Annotated in this window: 23 protein-coding genes; 10 read left to right on the top strand and 13 right to left on the bottom strand. The window is 67.9% G+C overall.

Annotation, left to right across the window (positions count from 1 at the left end; genetic code table 11):
- Positions 1-72: 72 nt before the first annotated feature.
- Positions 73-1,383 (bottom strand): glycerate kinase, encoded by a 1,311-nt coding sequence (locus tag KIH07_RS10795; RefSeq protein WP_226491964.1) that lies wholly within the window; start codon positions 1,381-1,383, stop codon positions 73-75.
- Positions 1,384-1,466: 83 nt separating this feature from the next.
- Between KIH07_RS10795 and KIH07_RS10790 the strand changes: the two genes are divergently transcribed.
- Positions 1,467-2,915, top strand: a complete 1,449-nt coding sequence (locus KIH07_RS10790) for an 8-oxoguanine deaminase (RefSeq protein WP_226491963.1) — start codon at positions 1,467-1,469, stop codon at positions 2,913-2,915.
- A 143-nt stretch (positions 2,916-3,058) separates the two neighbouring features.
- Here the strand turns inward: KIH07_RS10790 and KIH07_RS10785 are convergent, their stop codons facing one another.
- Both KIH07_RS10785 and KIH07_RS10780 read right to left on the bottom strand, forming a co-directional pair.
- Positions 3,059-3,355 carry a hypothetical protein gene (locus tag KIH07_RS10785; RefSeq protein ID WP_226491962.1) on the bottom strand — a complete coding sequence of 99 codons (297 nt, stop codon included), beginning with the start codon at positions 3,353-3,355 and terminating at the stop codon, positions 3,059-3,061.
- 58 nt (positions 3,356-3,413) lie between these two features.
- The gene (locus KIH07_RS10780) at positions 3,414-3,878 is read right to left on the bottom strand and encodes an Lrp/AsnC family transcriptional regulator (protein WP_226491961.1); all 465 of its coding nucleotides are present in this window, start codon (positions 3,876-3,878) and stop codon (positions 3,414-3,416) included.
- 70 nt (positions 3,879-3,948) lie between these two features.
- Between KIH07_RS10780 and KIH07_RS10775 the strand changes: the two genes are divergently transcribed.
- Both KIH07_RS10775 and KIH07_RS10770 read left to right on the top strand, forming a co-directional pair.
- The gene (locus KIH07_RS10775) at positions 3,949-4,914 is read left to right on the top strand and encodes an EamA family transporter (protein ID WP_226491960.1); all 966 of its coding nucleotides are present in this window, start codon (positions 3,949-3,951) and stop codon (positions 4,912-4,914) included.
- Between the two features lie 280 nt (positions 4,915-5,194).
- The gene (locus KIH07_RS10770; RefSeq protein ID WP_226491959.1) at positions 5,195-6,112 is read left to right on the top strand and encodes an amino acid ABC transporter substrate-binding protein; all 918 of its coding nucleotides are present in this window, start codon (positions 5,195-5,197) and stop codon (positions 6,110-6,112) included.
- Between the two features lie 7 nt (positions 6,113-6,119).
- On the opposite strand, the gene KIH07_RS10765 is transcribed toward KIH07_RS10770, so the two are convergent.
- The 8 genes from KIH07_RS10765 to KIH07_RS10730 form a co-directional block, all read right to left on the bottom strand.
- A complete protein-coding gene (locus tag KIH07_RS10765; RefSeq protein WP_226494682.1) occupies positions 6,120-6,848 on the bottom strand; it encodes an amino acid ABC transporter ATP-binding protein in 729 nt (242 codons plus the stop codon).
- Positions 6,849-6,913: 65 nt separating this feature from the next.
- Positions 6,914-7,606 carry an amino acid ABC transporter permease gene (locus tag KIH07_RS10760; protein WP_226491958.1) on the bottom strand — a complete coding sequence of 231 codons (693 nt, stop codon included), beginning with the start codon at positions 7,604-7,606 and terminating at the stop codon, positions 6,914-6,916.
- A gap of 18 nt (positions 7,607-7,624) precedes the next feature.
- Entirely contained in the window at positions 7,625-8,377 is a 753-nt protein-coding gene (locus KIH07_RS10755) for an amino acid ABC transporter permease (protein ID WP_226491957.1), read from the bottom strand.
- A 78-nt stretch (positions 8,378-8,455) separates the two neighbouring features.
- Positions 8,456-9,352: an amino acid ABC transporter substrate-binding protein gene (locus KIH07_RS10750; protein WP_226491956.1), complete on the bottom strand. Its 897-nt coding sequence runs from the start codon at positions 9,350-9,352 to the stop codon at positions 8,456-8,458.
- Positions 9,353-9,391: 39 nt separating this feature from the next.
- Positions 9,392-10,435 (bottom strand): LysR family transcriptional regulator, encoded by a 1,044-nt coding sequence (locus tag KIH07_RS10745; RefSeq protein ID WP_226491955.1) that lies wholly within the window; start codon positions 10,433-10,435, stop codon positions 9,392-9,394.
- A 21-nt stretch (positions 10,436-10,456) separates the two neighbouring features.
- On the bottom strand, positions 10,457-11,170 hold the full coding sequence (locus KIH07_RS10740) for an aspartate/glutamate racemase family protein (RefSeq protein WP_226491954.1): 714 nt from the start codon (positions 11,168-11,170) through the stop codon (positions 10,457-10,459).
- 158 nt (positions 11,171-11,328) lie between these two features.
- A complete protein-coding gene (locus KIH07_RS10735) occupies positions 11,329-11,679 on the bottom strand; it encodes a hypothetical protein (RefSeq protein ID WP_226491953.1) in 351 nt (116 codons plus the stop codon).
- Positions 11,680-11,735: 56 nt separating this feature from the next.
- On the bottom strand, positions 11,736-12,680 hold the full coding sequence (locus tag KIH07_RS10730) for a hypothetical protein (RefSeq protein WP_226491952.1): 945 nt from the start codon (positions 12,678-12,680) through the stop codon (positions 11,736-11,738).
- A 400-nt stretch (positions 12,681-13,080) separates the two neighbouring features.
- On the opposite strand from KIH07_RS10730, the gene KIH07_RS10725 reads away from it, so the two are divergent.
- The gene (locus KIH07_RS10725) at positions 13,081-13,695 is read left to right on the top strand and encodes a Crp/Fnr family transcriptional regulator (protein ID WP_226491951.1); all 615 of its coding nucleotides are present in this window, start codon (positions 13,081-13,083) and stop codon (positions 13,693-13,695) included.
- Here the strand turns inward: KIH07_RS10725 and KIH07_RS10720 are convergent.
- Complete coding sequence (locus KIH07_RS10720; RefSeq protein WP_226491950.1) at positions 13,658-14,356, bottom strand: alpha/beta hydrolase; 699 nt, start codon at positions 14,354-14,356, stop codon at positions 13,658-13,660. The two genes, KIH07_RS10725 and KIH07_RS10720, sit on opposite strands and share 38 nt — an antisense overlap.
- Before the next feature lie 142 nt (positions 14,357-14,498).
- Between KIH07_RS10720 and KIH07_RS10715 the strand changes: the two genes are divergently transcribed.
- The gene (locus KIH07_RS10715) at positions 14,499-15,437 is read left to right on the top strand and encodes a transporter (protein ID WP_226491949.1); all 939 of its coding nucleotides are present in this window, start codon (positions 14,499-14,501) and stop codon (positions 15,435-15,437) included.
- Positions 15,438-15,439: 2 nt separating this feature from the next.
- Here the strand turns inward: KIH07_RS10715 and KIH07_RS10710 are convergent, their stop codons facing one another.
- A complete protein-coding gene (locus KIH07_RS10710) occupies positions 15,440-16,582 on the bottom strand; it encodes a helix-turn-helix transcriptional regulator (RefSeq protein ID WP_226491948.1) in 1,143 nt (380 codons plus the stop codon).
- Between the two features lie 149 nt (positions 16,583-16,731).
- Between KIH07_RS10710 and KIH07_RS10705 the strand changes: the two genes are divergently transcribed.
- From KIH07_RS10705 to KIH07_RS10685, 5 genes are all read left to right on the top strand, one after another.
- Complete coding sequence (locus KIH07_RS10705) at positions 16,732-18,390, top strand: amidohydrolase (protein WP_226491947.1); 1,659 nt, start codon at positions 16,732-16,734, stop codon at positions 18,388-18,390.
- Positions 18,391-18,481: 91 nt separating this feature from the next.
- Complete coding sequence (locus tag KIH07_RS10700; RefSeq protein WP_226491946.1) at positions 18,482-19,540, top strand: CobW family GTP-binding protein; 1,059 nt, start codon at positions 18,482-18,484, stop codon at positions 19,538-19,540.
- Positions 19,541-19,577: 37 nt separating this feature from the next.
- Positions 19,578-20,882, top strand: coding sequence for an ABC transporter substrate-binding protein (locus KIH07_RS10695; protein WP_226491945.1), 1,305 nt, complete (start codon positions 19,578-19,580; stop codon positions 20,880-20,882).
- Positions 20,883-20,892: 10 nt separating this feature from the next.
- Positions 20,893-21,618, top strand: a complete 726-nt coding sequence (locus KIH07_RS10690; RefSeq protein ID WP_226491944.1) for an ABC transporter ATP-binding protein — start codon at positions 20,893-20,895, stop codon at positions 21,616-21,618.
- Positions 21,605-22,303 carry an ABC transporter ATP-binding protein gene (locus KIH07_RS10685; protein WP_226491943.1) on the top strand — a complete coding sequence of 233 codons (699 nt, stop codon included), beginning with the start codon at positions 21,605-21,607 and terminating at the stop codon, positions 22,301-22,303. The genes KIH07_RS10690 and KIH07_RS10685 overlap by 14 nt, the downstream gene beginning before the upstream one ends.
- Position 22,304 lies beyond the last annotated feature (1 nt).

Genomic DNA, 22,304 nt, shown 5'->3' with positions numbered 1-22,304 from the left:
CGGGCGGCAGGACGACATTAGAAACGATTCGGGCGCCGGGTTTGTAACCGGCGGTCCGGGCCGGGTTCGGATTCAGACCACCAGCACGGCCCGGAAATCGTTCACGTTGGTGTGGGTGGGACCGGTGATGACCAGGTCGCCCAGCGGCTCGAAATAGCCGTAGGCGTCGTTGCGGGCCAAGTGGTCGGTGATCTTCAGGCCCAGCGCGGCGGCGCGGGCCAGCGTGTCGGGCGTGACCAGCGCCCCGGCGTTGTCTTCCACGCCGTCGATGCCGTCGGTGTCGGCGGCGAGTGCCCACACACCGGCCTGCCCGCCCAGCGCCTGGGCCAGGCCGAGACAGAACTCGCCGGCACGCCCGCCCCGGCCTTTCTTCTGGCCTTCGGCGCGGGGGCGCACGGTGACGGTGGTTTCGCCGCCGCTGAGGATGACGCAGGGTTTGGCGAAGCTGCTGCGGCCCAGCGCCGTGGAGCGCGCCAGCGCCGCGTGCACCTTGCCGACTTCGCGCGACTCGCCTTCGATCTCGTCGCTGAGCACGACCACGTTCAGGCCGAGCGCGCGGGCCTCGTCGGCGGCGGCGTCCAGGCTTTGTTGGGGGGTGGCGATCAGGTGCGTTTCAAGGCCAGCGAGCGCGGCGTCACCCGGCTTGGGCGTTTCGAGCGCGCCGCTCTCCAACCGCTGCTGCACAGCGGGCGGCACCTCGATGGCGTAGCGGCGCAGGATGTCCAGCGCCTCGGCGCAGGTGGACGCGTCGGCCACGGTGGGGCCGCTGGCGATCACGCTCACGTCGTCGCCCGGCACGTCGCTGATGGTGAGCGTGACCACGCGGGCCGGCGCGCAGGCCGCAGCGAGGCGCCCGCCCTTGATGCGCGAGAGGTGCTTGCGCACGGTGTTCATCTCGCCGATGTGTGCGCCGCTCTCCAGCAGCTGGCGGTTGATGCGCTGCTTGTCTTCGAGCGTGAGGCCGTCGCAGGGCATGGTCAGCAACGACGAGCCACCGCCGGAGATGAGGCACAACACGAGGTCGTCTTTGGTCAACCCCTCGGTCAGCTTCAGGATGCGCTGCGCGGCTTCGAGCCCCGCCGCGTCGGGCACGGGGTGCGAGGCTTCGACCACCTCGATGCGCTGCGGCAGGCCCTCGGGGCGCGGCGGCGTGTGGTGGTAGCGCGTGACGACCAGGCCCGAGAGCGGCGCGTCGGCCGGCCACAGCGCCTCCACCGCCTGCGCCATCGCACCGCCGGCCTTGCCCGCGCCGAGCACCAGGGTGCGGCCCTTGGGTGGGGGTGGCAGGTGGGCGGCGGTGTTGTGCAGCGGCAGGGCGCGCTGCACGGCCACGTGGTACAGGTGGCGCAGCAGGGCGCGGGGGTTCTGGGTGCTGTGCTTCATGGGTAGGGCCGGGCTGGGTTGAACGGGCTGGGTTGAGAATGGCAACTGCCGCCATTGTCGCCACACTCCCCCACGCTCACGCCATGCCCAGCCTGCTGATCCACCACGCCACCTGCATCGCCTGCCTCGACCACGCCGACCCGGCGCAGGGCCGCGAGCTGGCGGACGCGTCCCTCTTCGTGCGCGACAACGTCATCGAATGGATCGGCCCCGCCGCCGAGCTGCCACCCGCGCTGCGCGACGAGGCCATTGACACCATAGACGCGCGCGGCCACCTCGTCATGCCCGGGCTGGTGAACACGCACCACCACATGTTCCAGTCACTCACGCGGGCAGTTCCCGGCGTGCAGGACGCCGAGCTCTTCGGCTGGCTGCGCGGGCTGTACCCGATCTGGGCCGGGCTCACGCCACAGATGGTGCAGGTCTCGACCCAGGTGGCGATGGCCGAACTGCTGCTGTCGGGCTGTACCACCAGCAGCGACCACCTGTATATCTACCCCAACGGTGTGCGGCTGGAAGACAGCATCGAGGCGGCGCAACGCATCGGCATGCGTTTCGTGGCCACGCGCGGCAGCATGAGCGTGGGCCAGAGCGCGGGCGGCCTGCCGCCGGACCGCGTGGTGGAACAAGAAGACGCGATCCTGAAAGACAGCCAGCGCCTGATCGAGACCTGGCACAGCGCGGCACACGGTGCCATGCTGCAGGTGGCGCTGGCGCCGTGTTCGCCGTTTTCGGTGAGCCCCGATCTGATGCGCCAGAGCGCCCTGCTCGCCCGCAGCTTCAAAGGGCAAGGCGTGCGCCTGCACACCCACTTGGCCGAGAACGACCACGACATCGCCTACAGCCGCGAAACCTTCAACAAGACGCCCGCGCAATACGCGCAGGAGTTGGGCTGGCTGGGCGACGATGTGTGGCACGCGCACTGCGTGAAGCTCGACGACGAAGGCATTTCGCTCTTCGCCGCCAGCCGCACCGGCGTGGCGCACTGCCCCTGCAGCAACATGCGCCTGGCCTCTGGCATCGCGCCGGTCCGTCGCATGCTGAACGCCGGCGTGCCGGTGGGCCTGGGCGTGGACGGCAGCGCCAGCAACGACGCGGCGCACATGGTCAACGAGGCACGACAAGCGATGCTGCTCGCCCGCGTGGGCCGCGCCTTGATGCCGCCCGAAACCCGCGACGGAAAGACCTTCTTCGGCTGCGACCTCGGCCCGACCGAGATGACCGCGCGCGACGCGCTGCACATCGCCACCCGCGGCGGCGCGCAGGTGCTGGGGCGCCAGGACATAGGCCACCTGGCCGTGGGCATGTGCGCCGATTTCGCCTTGTTCGACCTGCGCACACTGGGCTTTGCCGGCGCCGCCGTGCACGACCCCGTGGCCAGTCTGCTGCTCTGCGCCAGCCCGCCCGCGGCCTACACCGTGGTCAACGGCCGGGTGGTGGTGCGCGAAGGCCAGCTCACCACCGTCGACCTCGGGCCGCTGGTGGAGCGCCACAACCGGCTGGCGCAGCAACTGGCCGAAGCGGCGCGCTGAAGCAGCATTTCAGCGGCTCCCTCGCACGGAGCGCAACCCGCGACGCCTGAAACGGTCCGGCCGGCGACACCAGCCGTCCGGCAAAGCCGGCCCGGCGGTGTCGCCCCCTGGGGGGTAGCGCGAAGCGCTGCGGGGGGGGGGGCCTAAACCAACGTGGCCACGAACAGCCACACACACGAGGCCCAACGCAGCGCGGGGCTGCGCTCGGGCGAGCGCCAGAGCGCGGCCACCAGGAACAGGTTGTAGGGCAAGGGCAGGAAATGCAGAAACGCGGCCAGACCGGCCGGGCCGTCCTGCGAGACGATCGCCAGCGCCACGAAGGTGGCCAGCACGTTGACCAGGCTGCCCACCAGCAGCGTGTCGCGCCAGAACAGCGTGAGCACCGGCACCTCGCCCCGCCACCGGCGCGCCACGAAGCTCAACACGGTGACCGCCCCCACGCGCACGGGCCAGCGGCGCGCCCGCGCCTCTCGCCGCGCACCGGTGTGCCAACGCGGTTCATGGCAGGCGCAGCGGCCGGTCTTCGAACTCGGTGTTCAGCACCACGGTGCTGGTGGTGCGCGCCACGCCGGGGATGGCCTTGATCTTGTAGAGCACTTCTTCCAGCGCGCGGGCATGGGTGGTGCGGATCTTGGCCAGAAAGTCGTATTCGCCGGCCACGCTGTGCAGTTCCAGCACCTCGGGCATCTCGCGCAGCAGCGGCGCCACCTCGCGGCAGTGGATGCCGCCGTCGTTGCGCACGGCCACGAAGGCCGTGAAACGCAGGCCCACGCGGTCCGGGTCGACGCGCAGCGAGAAGCGCTCGATCACCCCACGCTCCAGCATCTTCTTCACCCGCTCGTGCACGGCCGCGGTGGACAGGCCCACCTCGGACGCCACGTCGGCGTAAGAACGACGGCTGTCCGCGCCCAAAGCCGTCAAAATTCTTGAGTCAACGTCATCGAGCTGAATATTTGCTTGCATAGCGACCCAATTCTGTTCAAAATCTGGCTCCTGCAATTTTTACCAGAAATTATCTTCCAGGAGCCACAAAATGCCAGCCATTCTCAAGAACCCAGGGCTTGAAGGCCAGACCATGCGCCTGGCCGGCGCCCTGCTGATTGTCTACCTGGTGTGGGGCACCACCTATTTCGCGATCGGCGTGGCGATGCAGAGCCTACCCCCGCTGCTCATGAATGGCGCGCGTTTCGTGCTGGCGGGCGCGGTGATGCTGGCGTATGCGCGCTGGCAGGGCCAGGCCTGGCCCACGGCGGCGCAATGGCGCGGCAGCGCGCTCATCGGCGCGCTCATGGCCTTCGCCGCCATGGCCCTGGTGGTGCTGGCGCAGCGGCTGGGCATCGGCTCGGGGCTGATGGCCACGGTGGTGACCACCATGCCCATGTGGCTGGCGCTGTGGACGCGCTGGGGCGGCGAGCCGGTGCCGCTGACCAGCTGGATCGGCCTGGTGCTGGGCGCCACCGGCGCACTGGTGCTGGCCCTGGAGGGCGACTTTTCCAGCACGGTGCTGGGCACGTTGTGCGCCTTCGGCGCACCGCTGGCCTGGAGCCTGGGCTCCTACGCCTCGCGCAAGATGGCCCTGCCCGCGCCCGCCATGGCCTCGGGCGCGCAGTGGCTGGTGGGCGGCCTGCTGGGCTTGCTGGTGGCGGCGCTGTGGGAGCCGGGCGCGCAGCGGTTCCAGTGGAGCCAGGTCACGGCCGCGTCCGGCGCGGCCTGGCTGTATCTGGTGGTGATGGGCACCCTGGTCACGCTCAACGCCTACCTGTGGCTGCTGAAAAACAGCTCGGCCGCGCTGGCCGGCAGTTACTCGTTCGTCAACCCGGTGGTGGCCCTGTGCGTGGGCGTGCTGCTCGGGGGCGAGCAGCTCACCGGCTGGGTGTTCGTGGCGATGCCGCTGATCCTGGCGGCGCTGGCGCTGATCCTGTATGGGCGCGAAGCCTTGGCCTGGGTGGGTGCGCTGCGCCGGCCTTTCAAAGCGAACCGTTCGGCAGCGAAGGCGTGAACACCGCCTGAAAACACCTGCACGCGAAGGGCACCCGATGCCCTTCGCGCATGCGACGGGACCATCCGCGCGGTCCACACGGGCCTGTCTTCCCGCGCGAAAACACCGCCCCACCTGCGGGCCATCGGGGCCGCCGCCCCATGCACACGCCGCCGCGCAATGCCCGGCGGCCACGGCGCGCCATGCGCGCTCGGCATCACCGGCCGCCAGCGAGAAATTTCGTGCCCCAACTCAGTAGCATGGACCGGGAACCTGTGTGGGTCTTGCGAAAGGATTTCGGATGAATCTGGGCCTGTTTTTCGGCCGCCGTGCGACACAGACCGCGGCGGTGGCCTGTGCACTGGCAGTGGCGCCAACGGCGCAGGCCGACCTGCTCGATGAGATCAGGGCACGCAAGCACATGGTGCTGGCCCACCGCGACGCCTCGATCCCCTTCTCCTACGTGGACGGGCAAGGCCGGGTCATGGGGTATTCCATTGATCTGTGCCACCGGCTGGTGGAGGCCGTGCGGGTGCACCTGGCGCTGCCCACGCTGGACGTGAAGTACCTGCCGGTGAGTTCGAGCACACGCATCACCGCGATCGCACAACGCCAGGCCGACCTGGAGTGTGGCTCCACCACCAACAACGCCGAGCGCCGCAAGCTGGTGGACTACACGGTGGCCCACTTCGTGTCGTCGTCGCGACTGGTCGTGCGCAAGAGCGCGGGTGTGACGGCCCTGACCGATCTCGCGGGCCAGAAGGTGGTGTCCACCAAAGGCTCCACCAACCTCAAGACCTTGAAGCGCCTGAACGCCGAACAGGCGCTGCGGCTCGACATCCTGGAGGCCGAAGGCCACGCCGAGGGTTTCGCCATGGTGGCCGACGGCCGCGCCGCCGCCTTCGCCATGGACGACGTGCTGTTGTACGGCCTCATCGCCACCGCGGACCGGCCCGGTGACTACGCCGTGGTGGGCAAGGTCATGAGCATCGAGCCCTACGCCATCGTGCTGCCCAAAGACGAGCCGGCCTTCAAGAAACTCATCAATGACGCCATGCGCAAAATCATCCTCGACCGCGAGATCTACCCGCTCTACCAGCGCTGGTTCGAGTCGCCCATCCCGCCCCGGGGCACCAACCTGAAACTGCCCATGCCCTTCTTCCTGCGCGACAGCTTCAAGTACCCCAGCGACCGGGTGGACGACTGGTACAAGGACTGAGGGACTCTCAGTGTTGAAGGATCTTGGAGAGAAAGGCCTGGGCCCGCTCCGAGCGGGGGTTGCCGAAGAACTCGTCTTTCTTCGCGTCTTCGACGATCTCCCCCGCGTCCATGAAGATCACCCGGTCGGCCACCTTCTTGGCGAAGCCCATTTCGTGGGTCACCACCATCATGGTCATGCCCTCCAGGGCCAGCTCCACCATCACGTCCAGCACCTCGTTGATCATCTCCGGGTCGAGGGCCGACGTGGGTTCGTCGAACAGCATGGCGATCGGGTCCATGGACAACGCGCGTGCAATGGCCACGCGTTGCTGCTGGCCGCCTGACAGCTGGCCGGGAAACTTGTCCTTGTGCGCCAGCAGCCCAACGCGGTCCAGCAGGCGCAGGCCGCGTTCCCGCGCCTCGTCCTCTTTGCGCCCCAACACCTTGACCTGTGCGATGGCCAGATTGCTGGCGATGGACAAATGGGGGAACAGCTCGAAGTTCTGGAACACCATGCCGATGCGCGAGCGCAGCCGGGAAAGGTCGGTCTTGCCGCCGTGCACGCTGTGCCCGTCCACGGTGATCTCGCCCTGTTGAATGGGCTCCAGCGCGTTGACGGTCTTGATCAGGGTGGACTTGCCCGAGCCCGAGGGGCCACAGACGACCACCACCTCGCCCTTGTTCACGTGGGTGCTGCAGTTCTTCAGTGCGTGGAACGGGCCAAACCACTTGTTCACGTCTCGGATTTCAATCATGGCCATGGGGGGTCTTTCTTTCAAACGCTTTGTGTGTGCGGTGCAGAGGGGTGCAGATAAGGGGGTCAGCGGATCACGGCCAGGCGGGACTGCAGCTTTTTCACGCCGTAGGAGAGCGTGAGGCAGATGGCGAAATACACCACGGCCACGAAGAGGTACATCTCGACCAGACGCCCGTCGCGTTGCGCGATCTTGCTGGCCAGCGTGACAAAGTCGGGCAGGGAAATGATGTAGACCAGCGAGACGTCCTGGAACAGCACGATGGTCTGGGTGAAGAGCACGGGCAACATGTTGCGAAACGCCTGGGGCAGGACCACGTGGCCCATGACCTGCCAGTAGTTGAAGCCCAGGGCGTAACCCGCGTTGAGCTGTCCGCGGGGAATGCTCTGGATGCCCGCGCGCATGATCTCGCAGTAGTAACAGGCTTCGAACATGACGAAGGTGATGAGCGCGGAGGCAAAGGCCCCCACCCGGATCGGCTGGTTCGACCCGATGATCCAGGCGCCGATGTAGGGCACCAGGAAGTAGAACCAGAAAATCACCAGCACCAGCGGAATGGAGCGCACCAGGTTGACGTAGCCCCCGGCGAACCACGACAGCGGCTTGAAGGAGGACAGCCGCATCATGGCCAGCAGGGTCCCCAGCACGATGCCACCGAGCATCGACAGTGCGGTGACCTCCAGCGTGAAGGCCAGGCCCTGAAAGATCAGGGTGTGCCAGGAGCGGGCGATGGTGTCGAAATCAAAGGTATTGAACATGGTGGTGGATTCCCCGACTCAATGTGTGGCGGCCGCGGGTGTGCGGGTTCCGGTGAATCCCGGTACGGCGAGAAACCGCTCGACCGCTCGCATGCCCAGCACGATCACCAAGTTCATCAGCAGGTAGAGCAGCGTGGCGGCCGTGAAGGCCTCGAACACCTGAAAGCTGAACTCCTGCATCGAACGCGCCTGCGCGGTGAGTTCCATGAGCCCGATGGTCAGGGCCACCGCGCTGTTCTTCATCACGTTCATGAACTCGGACGTCAGCGGCGGCAGGATCAGGCGCACCGCCATGGGCAACAACACGTGGCGGTAGCTCTGCGACAGCGTCATGCCCAGCGCGGTGGCGGCCATCAGCTGGCCACGGGGCTGCGACTGGATGCCCGCCTTTACCTGTTCGGCCACCCGCGCCGACGTGAAGAACGCCAGCGCGATCACGGCCGTCCAGAACGACGCATTGGGCAGCTGCTTGACCCAGGTTCCCCAGGCAACGGGCAGCAGCTCCGGCACGACGAAGAACCACAGGAACATCTGGACCAGCAGGGGCACGTTGCGGAACAGCTCCACATACCCATTGCCCAGCATGACCAGCCACCGGGTGGGCACGGTGCGCAAGGTGCCCACCACCAAACCCAACAGCAACGCGATCACCCAGGCGCTCAGGCCGGTGGCCACGGTCCATCGCAGACCCTGCAGCAGGGTGGCCATGTAGGTGCCTGTCGCATCGGGCGACAGCTCCCAGAAGATGCCCCAGTTCCAGTTGTAGTTCAAGCGGTGCTCCTCGGCCGGGCGGCCAGGTCATGGTGTGGATGGGCCTGCGCGACCTCGCACAGGCCCTGCGAAAAATGCTCAGCGGTACAGGGCTGGGTCGGGCGAGTCGGTGGGCGCGTTCATCACCTTCTTCATCGCGTCGCTCATGGGAATGTTCAGCTGGATACCGCGCGGGGGAATGGCCGCCATGAACCACTTGTCGTAGATCGCGGTGAGCTGGCCGCCCTTGTAGATCTTGGTCATGGCGTCGTCCACCACTTTCTTGAACGCGGGATCGTCCTTGCGCAACATGATCCCGTAGGGCTCCACCGACAACTGCTCGCTGGAGATGGCGAACTGCCCAGGGTTGCTGTGGTTCGCCACGAGGCCGGCCAGCAGGATGTCGTCCATGACGAAGGCCACGGCGCGTCCGGTGTCCACCATCAGGAAGGCTTCCGCGTGGTCCTTGGCGGCGAGGATGTTGATGCCCAGGTTGCGCGAGGCGTTGAGCTCGGTGAGCTGGCGGATGTTGGTCGTGCCCGAGGTGGAGACCACGGTCTTTCCCTTGAGGTCGTCGAGCTTGCTGAGCTTGTCGGCCTTCTTGGCCACGAAGCGGTTGGCGGTGATGAAGTGCGACATGGTGTACGACACCTGCTTCTGGCGCTCGGCGTTGTTGGTGGTGGAGCCGCACTCGAGGTCAATCGTGCCGTTGGCCATCAACGGGATGCGGGTGGCCGAGGTGACGGGCTGGTAGCTCACCTTCAGAGCCGGCAGCTTGAGTTCGGCCTTCACGGCATCGACCACCTTCAAGCACAGGTCCATGGCGTAGCCGATGGGTTGCTGCTTGTCGTCCAGGTAGGAGAAGGGGATCGACGCGTCCCGGTGGCCCAGCGTGATGGTGCCGCTGGCGCGGATCTTGTCCAGCGTGCCTTCGGCAAAGGCGGTGGTGGCGCACAGGCCCAGGGTCAGCAGGGCTGCAACGTGGCGAGGTTTCATGAAGGACTCCTTGTCCGGTGGTGAGGGTGGCGGGGAGGGTTAGCGGTTGCGCGTTCGGGCACTGCTGGCCTTGGGCGACGGAGACACTGCGGACGCGCGGCGGCTGGTGGGCGTGGCGCTTCGCAGATTCGGTGCGGCCGCGTGGTGGCCCAGCGCGACGGAGGGCGTGGGGATGCTGTGAAGCTCCATCCACTTCCAGAGTTGTTCGACGCGGGGCCGCGCCGGGCGGCTCAGGGTGGGGCGTTCGCGGTAGGCGCGGATGTGCATCTCCAGCTCCCACCCGCCTTCGAGCTTGCACAGGTCACCCCGCTCGACGTCGGCCGATGCGAGGCTGGCCGGCAGGAAGGCCACACCGTGGCCGGCGAGCGCCATGCGGCGCAGGCCCTCGGCCATGTCGGTGTCAAAGACCCGCTTGACGTAGGGCGAGGCCCGGCCCTGGCTCAGCGCGATGTCGGTCATGCGCGAAAGATAGGCGCTGGAGGTGTAGGCCAGGAACGGCACGGGCTTCTGCGGCTTGCCCGGCCAGTCGTGCCGGGGTCTGCCGTTTTCGCCACGCAGGGAATACGGCGCCAGCGATTCGGTGCCCAGGGTCAGGATCTCGTAGCGCTCGGGATCGAGCTGAACGGGTTGCTGGGGATGGTGGTAGCAGAAGAGGATGTCGCAGCCGCCCTCCACCAGCCACAGCACCACGTCGAGCACGTTGCCCGCGCGCAGCCGGCTTTCGATGGCCCCCACGGCGGCCTGGGCTCTCCCCAACCATTCGGGGAAAAAGCTCAGCGAGAGCGTGTGCGGAATGGCAAAGCCGATGGTTTCCTGCTTCTGGCCGGGCAGTTCGTTGGAGCTCAGGCGCAGATGGCCGATGCGGTTGAGCAGGTCCTGCGCCTGGGTGTAGAAGTGTTCGCCCGCCTGGGTCAACGACGGCGGATAGGTGGTGCGGTCCAGCAGGTCCATGCCCACCCAGGCTTCCAGCGCCTGCACGCGACGCGAGAAGGCCGGCTGGGTCACATGGCGCTGCTGCGCGGCGCGCGAGAAGCTGCGCGTTTCCGCCAGCACGACGAAGTCTTCCAGCCAGGTGGTTTCCATGTTCAACGGCCTTTCAAGTGTTCAGACGCTGGGGATCGCACCGCCCGTGGCCCAGCGAACGGCCATGTGCGCCAAGGCATCGGTGGCGTCGATCAGGGGCACATGCAAGTTCCGGTCCGAGCGGGCCAGCGGCAACTCCGTGCAGCCCAGAATGATCGCCCGGGCGCCCTGCTCCACCAGCGAATAGACCGCGGCATCGAGCAACTGGCTGGCGCGGGTCATGTCGTCGCTCTTGACGCAGCGGATGGCAGGCATCACGAACAGATCCACCACGTGCGATGACGGCAACACCCAGTGGATCTCCGGGTGGCGCGCGGCGTAGATGCCGCTGTTGAGGGTGCCGCTGGTGGCGAGCAGCCCCACCGGTTGGCCCCGCAGCGATGGCGGGAGCTGTTGCACCGCGGCGTCCACAATGTGCAGCACGGGAATGTGGATGGCGCTGGCCACATCGTCGTACCACGCGTGGGCGGTGTTGCAGGGGATCACCAGCCCCTGGGCACCCGAGCGCTGGATCATGAGGGCCGACTCGATCAACGCAGGCAGCGGCGACGGCCCCACACCGCTGAGCGCGTCCGAACGGTCGGGCGTCTGCGATGAAAAGTGGACCACCAGGGGAATGTGTTCCTGGTCGCACGAGGCCGGCGTGGCCTGGGTCAACTTCCTCAAGAAATCGACCGTGGCCATGGGCCCCATGCCACCGAGAACCCCCAACGTCTGACGCATCATCAAAGCCATATAGAGCACCTGTTCAAGATGCGCCAGATGGTAGGTATGAGTCAGAGCAACAGCCAATGCTTTGTGTGCATAGCGATGCAAACCACGGCCGGCGATGCGGGTGACGACACCCCATCAGACCAACCACCGCAGGAGGAGAACGGACCGGCGTCAGCGCGTCAGCCGACCTTGGCGGACAACACCTTCTTCACGGCTTCCGGCAGCGGGCCGAAGTGCTGTTCCATCTGTGGCTCCAGCCAGTTGACCACCAGATACCGCATCGCTTCGGGCTGGCGATGGAAGCCCTGCGCCGCGGCGGTCGATCGGGTTCTGGACCGGTCGCGGGCGACCGTCTGGGCCAGCCTTCGGATTCTGTGGGTGGCCGTGGTGGACACCCACTCCAGGTAACCCGGTGGGGGGTGGTTCCGGTAGGCACGGATGACCTCGAAAGTGAGATCGTCGAGCACGCCGACCACCAGGTTGTCCACGTCTCCCTTGAGCCGTTCCAGCATTTCGCGGGGCGTGGCCATCGGGTTCCTGCGGAAGTGCGCTGGCCCTTTGAGCGGTTTGAAGAGGCCGACCCGCATCACCACTCCGTCGTCGCCAGTCTGCGGTCTTCGATCTGCTGGCGACCGATCACCATGAGCTGCTCGGCGAGATCGACCGTGCGCGGTGCATCGGCTCCCAGACCGACCGCCAGTCGCATGAGCTCTCCGCAGGTGGCATCGATGGCCAGCTCCAGCGACGGCTCGTCGGCGCGGGACAGGTCGGGAAGCCCTTCGCCGCCACCCGAAAAATGGCGCGCCGCCAGCCAGGAAAACAGGGCATCGTTCAGGCGAAGCATCATCGGCACCGTTCGCCACGGCACGCCCAGCAGGTTCCGGGGCTCGATGGCCGTTCCCGCCAGCAGCCCCAGGGCTTCGTCCAGCAGGCGGGCGTAGCGCAGCCGCCAGGCGCGCGTCGCCAACATCTGTTTGTAGTCCAGCCCCGAGGCCAGCACCAGCAGGGCACTGAGCTGCAGCAACAGGTGCCCCCACTGCACGGACTGCATGTCCGCGCAGAGTTCCACCTCGAACCCGGCCCGTTCCAGGCGGGACCGCCATTGGCGGATCTGCGGGGTGTCGCTCAGGTAGAGCTTGCGGTTCGTCTTGGCCGTCCGCCGCTGGCTCGATGGCTGCGCCGGATCGAAGCCCATGACGCAGCGGATCCACCGAAGCTGGGGGGCCGCGTGGGCGGCCCACGCCAGGCGGCGGATGCCCGGTTGCAGCGCCACCACGGGCGTGGCTTTCGGCAGCAGACGCTGAAGCAGCATGGCCGACTCCAGGGTGTCGTCGGGGTCCACCGCGAACAACACGAGATCGGATCTGCCGGCCATGTGGATACCGGCCGGATGCGGCGCGCCATCGTCGAGCAGGCTTTTCAACTCCTGCACGAAGTCGACGCGGACCCCGCAGTTGCGCAGCGCGTCCCCGATATGGCGCGCTGGCGCTCCGGTGCCAACGACCAGCACGTTGGGAATGGGTTCTTCCATCGATTGAAGTCCGTCAAGTGGCAAACGTTTGCACGTGTGGATGCGGCTGGACATCGCGACGGTCATGCCGACGAGGCTTCGTCCGCCTGGATTCCGAGATGGCAAACACGTTCTCAGGCTGTCACAGGGCATGAGGCATCGCCTCGCCACCGTTCCAAGCAGGGGCCCGACTGTGCTCGAATTATTTTTGTTCGACTGTCAAACAATTGACAGTTTGTGGATAACTATTCATTAATATTAATATTTATCGGCGATCCGTGATGTTTACCCATGATCGACACCCGCCCACGTTTTTCCACCCATGAAGTCCAGCCCTCTGCATCTCAAACTTCAATCCGACAGGTGGTACCGGGCCTGCCCAGCCGAGTTGCAGGCGGCCCTGGTGAGGCTGTCGCGCCCCATGCGGTTGTCCGATGGCCAGGAACTCTTTCAGCGCGGTGAAGGAGGCAGCGGCCTCTGCTGCGTCCTTGGCGGGGCGCTGCTGATCAGCAACGTGAACGCGGACGGCCGGGTGGCGGTGCTCTCTCAGGTGGAGCCCTGCCAGTGGCTGGGCGAGATTGCGACCCTGGACCGTGGCCCGCGCCACTTTTCCGCCCACGCCATCGGGAACACCGAGGTCCTCTTTGTGCCGGGGGACGCCCTGGAGTCCTGGCTCAACCAGCATCCGCTGTGCTGGCGGGACATCGGCATCCTGGCCTGCAGCAAGCTCCGGGTGGCGCTGGACTCGATCCAGGAGACGGTCTTCCTGTCGCTGGAGCAACGCATTCTCAAGCGCCTGGAGCGGGTGGCCACGGGGTACGGAAGCCGGATGACGCCCAGCCGGCGGGTCAAGGTGCCACAGGAAGTGATCGCCCAGATGATGGGCGTCAGCCGGCAGAGCACCAACAAGGCACTCAAAGCGCTGGAAGAGGTGGGCCTGATTTCACGCAGCTACGGGATGGTGGAGCTGCACAGCGGGGTTGCTGAAGTGCACAAGCTCAGCGCTGGCCCAGGCGAGCCACCAGCCAGCGGTTGAGATCCGCCGCTTCGTCCATGCAGACCTCGTGCCCCATGGGGTAGCTGTGCCAATCCACCGCGTATCCCAGGGCGGTCAGCAGGTCGCGCGAACCGAGCCCGCGCTCGACCACCACCACCTCGTCGTATTCGCCGTGGGCCAGGAAGAGCGGCACGTCCGCGCCGGCGGCGCTGCGCTCGGCGGCGGTGGTCCCGGCCAGCGGCAGGTAGCCCGACAGGCCCACCAGACCCGCCAGACGCTGTGGCGCGCGCAGGCCGGCCAGCAGGGTCATGGCGCAGCCCTGCGAAAACCCCATGAGCACGGTGCGTTCGGGCGGTACGCCGCGCGCGGCCTCGCGGTCCAGCAACTGCTGCACGATGGCCTGTGACGCACGCAGCCCGGCCTCGTCTTCGCGGCGCGAGCCGTCGGGGCCGGGTGGGTGGATGTCGTACCAGGCGCGCATTTCGTAGCCGCCGTTGATCGTGACCGGGCGCACCGGCGCACTGGGGAAGACGAAGCGCACCGGGCCGATGGCCGAGAGGTCCAGTTCCTGCGCGATCGGCACGAAGTCGCTGCCGTCGGCCCCCAGGCCGTGCAGCACCACGATGCTGGCCACGGGCTGGGCGGCGGGGTCACCGCTGGTGACGAGTTCACGAAGTTCGATGCGGTCAGAGGTGTTCATCGCACCAGCATAGCGCGCGCGGCATCCGCACAAACCCCCATGGGTCTCTATACCGTTTGGGAGGCGCCGCGGCGCACCCCGATCCCTACGCTTGTGGCTCAGATCCCGGTTCTTCCCACCCCTGACCCACGAGAGGCCTTTCATGTCCCCCACATCCCTCTGCATCCCGAAAATCCTGGTGTCGGCCGCGGCCCTCACCCTGGCCGGCGCGGCGCACAGCGTCGAAAGCGGCGCCCCCATCACGCCCTTCGGCATCTTCGAATTCGGCGCCGGCATGCTGCCGCCGCCCTCCGATGTGGCCACCGTGGGCATCCGCGGTGCCGCCTACAGCGCCAGCGAGCTGCGAGACACCCAGGGCAAGGTATCGCCCGTGGGCATCAAGCTCAAGGTCCACAGCGCTTCGCTGGCCATCATCAAGACCACGGACATTCCGCTGCTGGGCGGCAGCTACGGCTTCGCGGCGGTGGTGCCGTATCTGGACATGTCCAACCAGTTGCGCATTCCCACACCGGCGGGGCCGCTGCCGCTCAAGGGCAGCAACGGCGCCGTGGGCGACGTGACCCTCACGCCGCTGATCGTCAAATGGACGCCCTCTCCGGGCCTCTTCGTCAACGGTCGCGTGGAGCTGCAGTTGCCCACGGGCTCCTACAAGGCGGACCGAATCATCAACACCGGATCGAACCACTGGACCGCTTCGCCGGCACTGGCTTTCACCTACATCAATGCCGAAGGCTTCGAGGTCTCTTCGAACATCCAGCTCAACGTCCACGGCAAGAACAAGGACACGAACTACCGCTCGGGCATCGAGTACCAGCACGAGTTCGGGCTGGGCCAGCACGTCGGCCCCTGGACGCTGGGCGTCGGCGGCTACCTGTACCAGCAGCTCACGGACGACAAGCAGAACGGCGCGAAATTCCAGGACGGCAACCGCTCACGCGTGATGGCCCTGGGCCCGGCGATCAGCTTCTTTGAACTGGGTTCGGACTGGCCCCTGATCTGGACCCACGCCTACAAGGAGTTCGGTGCGCGCAACCGCAGCCAGGGCACCCAGTTCGCCGTGCGCGCGGCCTGGACCTTCTGAACTCAGCGCCCCCAGGCCTGACCGGAGCCCGACAGATGCGCTGCCGCCGACGACAGCACCAGCCGCACCAGATCGGACTGCCGACGCTGGCCGGTCTTGGTCTGGATCTGCTTGAGCTGCACCCGGGCCGTGCCCACGGAGACGCCGCGCTGCAAGGCGTAGTCTTCCACGGTGCTGCCGGTGGCAATGGCGCCCAGCAGGCGGGCCTCGGTCGGCGTCAGTCCAAACAGGCTCTCCAGCGCGCTCGCGGGCAGCTGCAGCACCTGGCTGGCCGAGGAGATCACCAGCATCAGCGCCGACGGATCGCCCGCCGCCTGCACGGCCACGTGCAAGGCCTGCGCGCCCTGCCCCACCCGCAGGTAGCCCACGCCCTGCCCCACGGCGCGCCGCGCCCGGGCCAGCTCGGCCAGCAGCCGCTGGGTCTCGGCCGGGTTGCGGCCGTTCAGGTGTTCGCCGCGCAGCGTCAGCGCCGCATCCGGCCCGAGCAGGCCCACGGCGCTGCGGTTGGACCATTGCACGCGGCCACTCTCGTCGCACAGCACGATGCCAAAGCACAGGCTGTCCATCAGTTCGCGCAGCCGGCCGTCGCGTTCGACGGAGGCCTGCAACTGGTCGGTGAGCAAAAAGGCCTGCCCCAGGTGGGGCGCCAGATCGGCCAGGCGGTTGACGTGCTGTTCGTTGAAGTCGCTCGTGTCCTGCACCGCTCGGTGCAGGGCCAGCCCCAGGTACACGCCGCGCCCCACGTCCTGCAGGGTACCCAGGAAGCGGCCCAACCCCAGGGTGGCCAGGCGCTGCTGCAGCATGGGTCGGGCTTCGTCGTCGGGATCGAAGAGCGTTTCGTCCCAGGCCACGCGGTCCAGCCCGCGCAGCACACGCCGGTGGTCCAGCCGCGGGTTGTCGCCATCGGCCACACCATCGGGCTCCATCACCCAGCGCGAGAGGGTGCGCGAGTCGCGTGCCGACCAGAGGATGCGGGCGCGCCCCTCTTCAAAACGAAAGGCCTGCACCACCGCGGAACAGGCCCCGGTGGACGCGCACAGCCGGTCCAGCGACTGCACCCAGCGCGAAGGCTGGGCCGCGCTGGCGTACAGGTCCAGCAGCAGTTCGTCGGGCTTGCTCAGTTGAGCCGAGGGGCCATTCCACATATCGGTCTTTCGACGCCCAGCGTCATCGGTTCACACACGTTGGCCATGACCGGCCAGACAACTTCCTCCCCGCCGACCAGCGTAGCGAGCGCCGCGCCGTTTGCAACGGTGGATTCCCTCGTTCCATTTCACCCCCCAGAGCCTCGCCCATGAGCACCGACACCACCACCCTGCCGACCCTGACCCTTCACCACCCGCGCATCTGCACCCTGGCGGCCGACCGCCCCTGGGTAGAAGCAATTTCCGTGCGCGAAGGCCGCATCGTTGCCGTGGGCACGCTGGACGAAGCCCGCGCCGCGCTGCCCGGTGCGCCGGTGGTGGAGCTGCCGGGCGAGATGGTGGTGCCCGGCCTGCTGGACGTGCACAACCACTTCGTCTGGGCCGGGCGGGCCGAGCTGTACGAGGTGTTCGTGCCGCCCGTCTTCAGCCTCGACCAGGTGCTGGACGCGGTGCGCGAAGCCGCCGCCGGCAAGGGCCCCGGTGAGTGGATCGTGGGTGGCATCTGGGGCTCGTCGCTGATCGGCCAGATCGACCGCGCCGCGCGCCTGCGCCTGGACGAGGCCGCCGGCGGGCGCCCGGTGATGCTGCGCGACGACTCGCACCACAACCGCTTCGTGAGCACGGCCGCTCTGAAGGCGGCGGGCATTCACCACGACACGCACGACCCGCTCAACGGCACCATCGTGCGAGACGCCGTCACCGGCGAGGCCACCGGCCTGCTGCTGGAGGCGGCCTGCGGCCTGGTGGAGCTGGCCGTGGCCCGCGCTATCGAGGCCGCGCCCCACCTGGACGTGCAAGCCGCCGCCCACGCGGTGAAGCGGCTCAACGCCTGCGGCGTGACGGGCATGCAGGAAGCGCTGACCACGCGCGCCGTGATGCGCGCCCTGAAGACACTGGACGACGAAGGACGCCTGAGCGCCTGGGTGGTGGGCTCGCTGCCCATGACCGAAGCGCCGCTGGCCCCGGGCGAGATGCCCGAAGAACTGCTGGCCCTGCGCGACGACTTCCGCTCCCCGCATTTCATGCCCGACGCCGGCAAAATCTTCCTCGACGGCGTGCCCACCGCACGCACCGCCGCCATGCTGGAGCCCTACCTGCCCGACGCGGTGCACGGCTGCTGCTTCCGCGGCGGCACCACGCTCACCGTGCCGCAACTGGCCAAGGTGCTGGCGGACTGCGAGCGGCGCGGCACCCGCGTGAAAATCCACTGCACCGGCGACGCTTCCACACGCGCTGCGCTCGACGCCATCGACGTGCTGCGCAGCTTCAACGGTCCGGGGCTGCAGCACCACATCGCGCACGCCAGCTTCATCGATCCCGCCGAGATTCCGCGCTTCGCCGAGCTCAACGTGGTGGCCGACCTGTCGCCGCCGCTGTGGTTCCCGAGCGTGATCATCGAGGCCATCCGCGCCACGGTGCCACAACCACTGGTGGACCGCATGGCACCGATCCGCTCGCTGCTCGACGCCGGCGCCCTCATCGCCGGTGGCTCGGACTGGCCCGTGGTGCCCGACCCCAGCCCCTGGCCCGCCATGCAGGGCATGGTGACGCGCCGCGACCCCAGCGGCCGGCTCGAAGGCGCGCTCTGCCCCGAGCAGGCCATCGGGGTGGAAGACGCCCTGCGCGCCTACACCATCAACGCGGCCCAGGCCATCGGGCTGGGCGATCGCACGGGCTCGATCGAGGTCGGCAAGTCGGCCGACCTCGCCGTGCTGGACCGGCGGCTCTTCAGCATCGATCCCGCCGAATTGGGCCAGACGCGGGTGCTGCAGACCTGGTTCGAAGGCCGCTGCGTGCACGAGAAATGAAACACCCCCCGCCGCGCTGCGCGCGACCCCCTCAGGGGGGCTGCACCCTTTCATGCATCGGGGTGGCGCTCCGGCGCCATGGAGAGCTGATATGAACGACCCACGCCTGCCGGTCACCGTGCTCACCGGCTTCCTCGGCAGTGGCAAGACCACGCTGCTGCAGAACCTGATGCAGCGCGCCGAGTGGAAGGACACGGCCGTGATCATCAACGAGCTGGGCGAGACCGGGCTGGACCACCTGCTGGTGCAGCACGTGGCGCCCTATGTGCGCTTGCTGCAGAGCGGCTGTCTGTGCTGCTCGGTGCGCGATGACCTGACGCTCACCCTGGCCGACCTGCACGCGCGCCGCGCGCGTGGCGAGCTGCGCTTCGAGCGCGTGGTGGTGGAGACCACCGGCCTGGCCGACCCCATGCCGGTGTTGCACACGCTGGCCACGCACCCGGACACCGCGCGCCACTTCCGGCTGGCCGGTGTGGCCACGGTGGTGGACGCCCACAACGGCTTCGCCACGCTCGACCGGCATGAGGAAGCCCGGCGCCAGGTCGCCGTGGCAGACGCCTTGCTGCTGGCCAAGACCGACCTGGCGCCACCGGAGGCGCTGGAGCTGCTGGAGCAGCGCCTGGCGCGCCTCAACCCCAGCGCGCCCCAGCACCGTGTGTCGCACGGCGCGCTGCGCTCGGAGCACCTGCTGCAACTGGAGAACCCGTTTCTTTCGAAGCCGCAGCAGCGCCTGGGCGAGCCCCCTCGCATCGGCACCACCTGGCTGCTGCGCGGCACCGGGTCGCGCACCGAGTCGGTCTTCATGCGCTCGCTTAAGCCCCACGCCAGCGACATCCAGACCCAATGCCTGACCGTTGACGAGCCGTTCGAGGCCGAGGCCTTCCAGCACTGGCTCGCCCTGCTGACCGCCCTGCGCGGCGAACGCCTGCTGCGCTTCAAGGGCTTGATCCACATCGCCGAAACCCCCGACCACCCCCTGGTGGTGCACGCCGCGCAGCACCTGGTGCACCCGCCGGTGCCCTTGCCCGCCTGGCCCGACGCCGAGCGCCGTTCGCGGCTGGTGTTCATCACCCAGGGCATGGAGGCCGGGCTCATCGAAAACACCCTTCTGAAACTCACCGGCACCCGCGCCACCCCCTCAGCTTTCTGACCCCCGCCCTCACCCACCACGCTTCCGGAGCACCACCATGAATCACCTGACCGCCCTGCACCCCTCCGCGCCACCCCGCCGCGATTTCCTGAAGACCTCGGTGGCGCTGACCGCCGCCAGCGCCCTGCCGGGCTTCGCCATCGCGCAGACCAAGCCACTGCGCATCGGCTACATCACCGCGCTGTCCGGCCCGCGCGCGCCCTTCGGCGTGGCCGATCAGTGGCACCTGGCCAAGGTGCGCGAACTGCTCAAGAACGGCCTGGAGGTGGGTGGCAAGCGCGTGCCGGTGGAGATCCTGCTGCGCGACAACCAGTCCGACCCCAACCGCTCGGTGCAGGTGGCCAGCGAGCTGGTGCTGCGCGAGAAGGTGGACCTGATGCTGGTGGAAGACGGCGACGCCTCCACACCCGCCGGCCAGCTCTGCGATGTGCACGGCATCCCGATGATCAGCACCATGTCGCCCTGGCAGGCCTTCCTGTTCGCACGCAACGGCAAGGTCAGCAAGGGCTTCCCGTTCTCGTTCCACTTCTTCTGGGGCGCGGACGATGTGGTCAAGACCTTCACCGCGCTGTGGGACAGCGTCAAGACAGCCAAATCGGTCGGCACGCTCTACATCGACAACCCGCCCGGCGCCGCCTTCGCCGACCCGCTGATGGGCATGCCGCCGGCCCTGCGCAAGGCCGGTTACCGCGAGTCCACCGGGGGATTCTTCAAGGTCGCCACCGACGACTTCAGCAACCCCATCGCGACCTTCAAGAAGGCCAACGCCGACATCGTCTCGGGCTTCATGTACGAGAGCCACTTCGCCACCTTCTGGAAGCAGGCGCAGCAGCAAGGCTTCAAGCCCGAGGTCTGCACCGTGGCGGCGGCCTTCCTGTTCCCCAGCGCGCTAAAAAGTCTGGGCGCGGCGGGCAACGGCATGTCCACCGAGGTCTGGTGGACGCCCAGCTTCCCCTACCGCTCCTCGCTCACCGGACAGAGCGCCGCCGACTTCGCGGCCGAATGGGAAAAAGGCACCGGCAATCAGTGGACGCAACCGCTGGGTTACGCGCACGCGCTGTGGGAAGTGGGCCTGCACGCGCTCAAGACCGCGGGCGACCCGTTCGACCGCAAAGCCGTGCGCGACGCGATCCAGGCCACCAGCATCGACACCATCGTCGGCAAGGTGGACTTCAAGAACAGCCCGATCAAGAGCGTGGCCAAGACCGCGTTGGCCGGCGGCCAGTGGCGCCGCACCGCTGCCGGTGCGAAACACCCCTATGAGCTGGTGGTGGTGAACAACACGCTGGCGCCGGCCATCCCCCTGGGCGGCAAGCTCGAACTGCTCTCGCAGATCCAGTGAGGCCCACCCCATGAGCTTGGAAGTCAGGGGCCTGTGCAAGGCCTACGGCCAGGTGGTGGTGGCCGACCGGATCGAGATCGATCTGTCGGTCGGCCAGTGCCTGGGCGTGATCGGTCCCAACGGGGCCGGCAAGAGTTCGCTGTTCCACCTGATCACGGGCACCGTGGCGGCGGACGCGGGTCACATCGCGCTGGACGGCAAGACGCTGTCGGGCCTGCCGGTCCACCAGCGCGCCCGGCTCGGGGTGGCGCGTGCCTTTCAGGTGCCGCAACCCTTTGGCAACCTGAGCGTGTTCGACAACGCCCTGGCGGCGGCCAGCTTCTCTGGCGGACTGCGCGGCGAGGCTGCTGCCCAGGCCGCGAGCGATGCCCTGCGCCGCTGCGGGCTGGAGGCGATGGCGCACAAGACCGCCGGTGCCCTGCCACTGCTGGATCGCAAGCGCCTGGAGATGGCCAAGGCCGTGGCCTCACAGCCGCGCCTGCTGCTGCTCGACGAGGTGGCCGGCGGTCTGACCGAGCGCGAGGTGCACCTGATGGTGGAGCTGGTGCACGAGCTCAAACAGAGCTACGCCGTGATCTGGATCGAGCACATCGCCCAGGCGCTGCGTGCGGTGGCCGACCGCATCATGGTGCTGCACTTCGGCCGCAAGCTGCTGGAGGACACACCCGCCGAGGTCATGGACAGCGCCATCGTGCGCGAAATCTACATGGGGGTGCCCGCCAATGCCGCTGCTTGACATCCAACAGCTGGACGTGTTCTACGGCGACTTCCAGGCCATCTCGGGCGTGGGCCTGTCGCTGGCGGCGGGCGAGGTGCTCGCCCTCATCGGCGCCAACGGCGCGGGCAAGACCACGCTGCTGCGCGCGCTCACCGGCCTGCACCCGCCGCGCGCGGGCCGCATCCGCTTTGACGGTGCCGACGTGACCGGCCTGCCCGCCGAAGCCCTGGCCCGCCGGGGCATCGCCATGGTGCCCGAGGGCCGCATGCTGTTCCCCTCGCTCACGGTGGAGGAAAACCTGCACATGGGCACGCTCACGCGGCGCCAAGGCCCCTGGACGCTGGGCGCCGTGTACGAGGTGTTCCCGGTGCTCAAAGACCTGCGCCAGCGCAACGCCATGCAGCTCTCGGGCGGACAGCAGCAGATGGTGGCCATCGGCCGCGCGCTGCTGAGCAACCCGCGCCTGCTGATCTGCGACGAGCTCTCGCTGGGCCTGGCGCCGCTGATCGTGGAAGAGATCTACCGCACCTTCGAACGCATCCGTGGCGCGGACCTGTCCATCGTGCTGGTGGAGCAGGACGTGGCCCGCGCCTGTGCGGTGTCCGACCAGGTCACCTGCCTGCTCAAGGGCCAGGTCACGCTGCAGGGCGCCAGCCGGGACATCGCGCTCGCGCAAGTGACCGCGGCCTATTTTGGGGAATGAC

The sequence above is a fragment of the Hydrogenophaga taeniospiralis genome (assembly GCF_020510445.1).
Taxonomy (GTDB): Bacteria; Pseudomonadota; Gammaproteobacteria; order Burkholderiales; family Burkholderiaceae_C; genus Hydrogenophaga.
Note: the sequence above shows the minus strand (reverse complement) of the source record. Positions and strands in the feature narration are given on the sequence as shown.